The organism is Saccharomonospora halophila 8 (assembly GCF_000383775.1).
Taxonomy (GTDB): Bacteria; Actinomycetota; Actinomycetes; order Mycobacteriales; family Pseudonocardiaceae; genus Saccharomonospora; species Saccharomonospora halophila.
In genome coordinates this window covers 16008-20200 of sequence record NZ_KB912546.1, presented here as the reverse complement: position 1 = coordinate 20200, position 4193 = coordinate 16008, and the positions used below count along the sequence as shown (strand labels likewise).

Genomic DNA, 4193 nt, shown 5'->3' with positions numbered 1-4193 from the left:
GCCGCCGTGCCGGATCCCGCGTCGTCGGCGTCGTCGGCGTCGTCGGCGGTGTCCGCTCCGTCCCCGGCGAGCAGCGCGGGCAGCACCGCCGCGGTGTCCACCCACGGGCCGGGGACGGCGTGGTAACCCAACCGTTCGAAGGCCACCACCGCATCCACCGCGGTGGCGCCGAGCCCGTCGAACCGCTCGGGTACGGACAGGGCCGGGACCCCGGTCTCGGCCAGGGAGTGCCAGAGCCGCAGTCCGGGGCCGTGGTCGCCGCGGGCCCACGCCCGGTTCGCCGTGGCGGTGTCCGTGTCGGTCAGCAGTGCGTCCAGGCTCGCGGCGAACTCGTGGTGTTCGGCCGACAGTGCGAATCTCACCGTTGCCCCCTCGGCAGTCCCAGCAGCCGCTCGGCCACCACGTTGCGCTGGATCTGATCGGTGCCGCCGTAGATCGGGCCGGCCAGGGAGAACAGCCAGCCCTCCGGCCAGCCGGAGGCGTGCCGCAGTTCGGCGTCCGGGCCGAGCAGGTCCAGCGCCGTCCCGTGCAGGCCGACGTCCAGATGCGACCAGAACAGCTTGTTCACGCTCGATTCCGGCCCCAGCTCGCCGCCCTCGGCCAGCCGGGTCACCGTGCCGAAGGTGTAGAGCTGGTAGGCCCGCGCGTCGATCCAGGCGTCGGCCACCCGCCGTGCGGTGTCGCTGTCGGTGGTTCCGTCGGACTCCGCCCACAGCCGCACCAACCGGTCGGCGGCGGCGAGGAACCGGCCCGGCGCGCGCAACGACAGCCCGCGCTCGTTGTTCGCCGTGGTCATCGCCACGCGCCAGCCGTCGCCCGGCTCGCCGAGCACGTCGGCGTCCGGCACGAACACGTCGTCCAGGAAGATCTCGGCGAACCCCGGCTCGCCGTCCAGCTGGGGGACGGGGCGCACCGTGACGCCGTCGGCACGCAGGTCGAACATCAGATACGTCAGCCCCCGGTGCCGCTCGCTGTCCGGGTCGCTGCGGAACAGGCCGAACGCCCGGTCGGCGAACGCGGCCCGCGAACTCCACGTCTTCTGCCCGGACAGCAGCCAGCCGCCGTCGGTACGGCGCGCGGTGCTGCGCAGGGCGGCGATGTCGCTGCCCGCCTCCGGTTCGGACCACGCCTGCGCCCACACCTGTTCCCCGCGCGCCATCGGCGGCAGGATGCGTGCGCGCTGCTCCGGCGTGCCGTGCGAGAACAGTGTGGGGGCGAGCATGAAGAGGCCGTTCTGCCCCACCCGGCCGGGTGCGCCGGCCGCGTAGTACTCCTCCTCGAAGATCACCCAGTCGAGCAGGCTCGCGTCCCGGCCGCCGAACTCCTCCGGCCACGCCACGACCGACAGCCGCGCCCCGGCCAGCTCGGCCTCCCACCGCCGGTGCTGTGCGAACCCCTCGGCGGTGTCGAACGACGCCAACGGCTCGGCGGGCACGTGCCCGGCCAGCCACGCGCGCACCTCGTCGCGGAACGCCCTGCTGTGTTCGTCGAGTTCCAGGTCCATCGTCAGCTCCCGGACCCGGTGCCGCTCTCGCGCATCGAGCGGGCGTTCTGCCCACCGAGCGAGTCACCGCCGGAGACCTCGGCGTTGTGCGCGTGCGCGAAGTGGTGCAGGCCGAACGCCGCGTCCATGCCGGTGCGCATGCCCATCTGGTCCTCGGCCTGGTTGACGGCCTTCTTCGCCAGTGCCAGACCGAACGTCGGCATCCCGGCGATCGTCTCCGCCAGCTGAAGCGTCCGCTCCTCCAGCTCCGCCCGCGGCACGACGCGGTTGAGCATGCCCCACTCCCGGGCCTGCTCGGCGCCGAACCGTTCCCCGGTGAACAGCACCTCCTTGGCCGCCCGTGGCCCGAGCACCCACGGGTGCGCGAAGTACTCGACCCCCGGGATCCCCATGCGCACCACCGGGTCGGCGAAGAACGCGTCGTCGGCGGCCACGATCAGGTCGGCCACCCACGCCAGCATCAGCGCCCCGGCGATGCACGCGCCCTGCACGCTGGCGATCATCGGTTTCGGGATCTCCCGCCACCGGCGGCACATGCCCAGATACACCTCGGACTCGCGGGCGAACCGCTGATCCCCGCCCGCCCGGCCGACGTGGTCCCACCACAGCACGGCCGTGTTGTCGTAGTGCACGTCGGTGTCCCGGCCCGGGGTGCCGAGGTCGTGACCCGCCGAGAAGTGCTTGCCCGCCCCCGCGAGCACGATCACCGTCACCTCGTCGTCGTCCACGGCCCGCTGGAACGCCGCGTCCAACGCGTAGGTCATCACGGAGTTCTGCGCGTTGCGGTACTCCGGGCGGTTCATCGTCACCACCGCCACCGGGCCGCGCCGCTCGTAGCGCACGACCTCCTCGTCGGAGGCGGCCGGGCCGGGGTTGTCGCTGCCGGTCATCGTGTCTCCTCGTTCCTGCCGTGTTCGTCGCGCAGCGTGCGCTTGAGGACCTTGCCCGCGGGGTTGCGCGGCAGGTCGTCGCGGAACTCGACCTGCCGGGGCACCTTGAAGTTCGCCAGCCGCTCCCGGCAGTGCCCGAGCACGTCGTCGGCGGTGAGCGTGGCCCCGGCGCGGCGGACGACGAACGCCCTGCCGACCTCGCCGAGCCGCTCGTCCGCAACCCCGACGACGGCCGATTCGGCGACCCCGTCCAGCCGGGCCAGCACCTGCTCCACCTCGGCCGGGTAGACGTTGAACCCGCCGCAGATGTACATGTCCTTGATCCGGTCGGTGATCGTGAGATATCCGCGCCCGTCGAGCACGCCGACGTCCCCGGTGTGCAGCCAGCCGTCCGCGTCGATCGCCTCGGCGGTGGCCGCCGGGTCGTCCAGGTAGCCCAGCATCGTGTTCGGCCCGCGCAGCAGGATCTCACCGGAGTCGGCCAGCGTGACCTCGAAATGCGCCGCGGCGCGCCCGCTGGTGCGCGCGATGGTCTCCGCGTCGTCGTCGGGCGCGCACATCGTGGCCACCACGGCCTCGGTGAGCCCGTAGGCGGTGAGCACCACGTCGAAGCTGAGCTCGGACCGCATCCGCTCCACCAGCGCGACCGGCACCGTGGCCGCGCCGGTGACCGCCACCCGCAGACTGTCCAGGTCGAACCGTGCGCGCTCGGCCGAGTCCAGCATCGTCTGATAGATGGTCGGCGGGCCCGGCAGGATCGTCACCCGCTCGTCCTCGATCGTGTGCATCGTCGTGGTCACGTCGAAGGTGCGCTGCGGCAGCAGGGTCGCCCCGCGCAGCAGCGCGACGAGGATCCCCGCCTTGTAGCCGAAGCTGTGGAAGAACGGGTTGATCACCAGGTACCGGTCGCCCGCGGCGACGGTGGCGCGGTCGGCCCACGCCCGCGCCACGCCGAGCGACCGGCGGTGGCTGGTCAGCGCCCCCTTGCTGCGGCCGGTGGTGCCCGAGGTGAACAGGATGTCGCTGAGGTCGTCGGCCTCCACCGCCCGCGCCCGCTCGTCCACCGCGGCCAGTTCGGCGGCGTCCGCGTCGGCCACGAGTCCGTCCAGGTCCCGCCACTCGGTCACGTCGGCGCGGGCCTCGGGTTCGAACTCCACGGGCACCCGCACGATCAACGGCAGCGCGCCCATCCCCGCCCGGTGCAGCTCGTCGATCCGCTCCACGCCGAGGAACGGGCCCGCCACCACGAGCGCCTTCGCCGCGCTGCGGGTGACGAGGTCGAGCATCTCCGGCCCGGTGAACCGGGTGTTGACCGGGACGAGGGTCGCGCCCGCGTAGAGGGTGCCGAGCGCGGCGACGACCCAGTGGTACGTGTTCGGCGCGCAGATCGCCACCCGGTCACCCGGCTCGATCCCGCGGCGGGACAACACCGTCGCGAACCGGCGCGCCCGCTCGTACAGTTCCGCCCAACTCAGCCGCACCTCGCCGTCGACCACGGCCTCGCGGTCGCCGAACTCGTGTGCGGCCCGGACGAGGGCCGCCGGAATCGTGGCTGGTGCCGTTTCCACGAAGACCTCCCTAGCAAGTGCTTGGTAGGGTAGCCTACGCACGAACGGCCGTGTTGAAAACCAGCCTTCGAGGAGGTCTCCCCGTGTCCGACACCGTGTCCGGCCCAGGGGCCGGGTCCGCGAGCGTGACCGGCACCGACCCGGAGGCCGCGGGCGGGTTCCGCGAGCGGGTGCGGACGTGGCTCGCCGAGAACCTCACCGGCGAGTTCGCCGGACTGCGCGGGCTGGGCG

The 4193-nt window shown here is 73.0% G+C and carries 4 protein-coding genes; all 4 read right to left on the bottom strand.

Features of this window, described 5'->3' with window-relative positions; translation table 11 throughout:
* Nucleotides 1-362, bottom strand: a 362-nt coding sequence (locus SACHA_RS0110995; protein ID WP_019809670.1) for an acyl-CoA dehydrogenase family protein, incomplete at its 3' end; no start/stop codon positions are given.
* The gene (locus tag SACHA_RS0110990; RefSeq protein ID WP_019809667.1) at nucleotides 359-1504 is read right to left on the bottom strand and encodes an acyl-CoA dehydrogenase family protein; all 1146 of its coding nucleotides are present in this window, start codon (nucleotides 1502-1504) and stop codon (nucleotides 359-361) included. The genes SACHA_RS0110990 and SACHA_RS0110995, both read right to left, overlap by 4 nt.
* 2 nt (nucleotides 1505-1506) lie before the next feature.
* Nucleotides 1507-2394: an enoyl-CoA hydratase gene (locus SACHA_RS0110985; protein WP_019809665.1), complete on the bottom strand. Its 888-nt coding sequence runs from the start codon at nucleotides 2392-2394 to the stop codon at nucleotides 1507-1509.
* The gene (locus tag SACHA_RS0110980; protein ID WP_019809663.1) at nucleotides 2391-3962 is read right to left on the bottom strand and encodes a FadD3 family acyl-CoA ligase; all 1572 of its coding nucleotides are present in this window, start codon (nucleotides 3960-3962) and stop codon (nucleotides 2391-2393) included. The genes SACHA_RS0110985 and SACHA_RS0110980 overlap by 4 nt, the downstream gene beginning before the upstream one ends.
* Nucleotides 3963-4193: the final 231 nt, after the last annotated feature.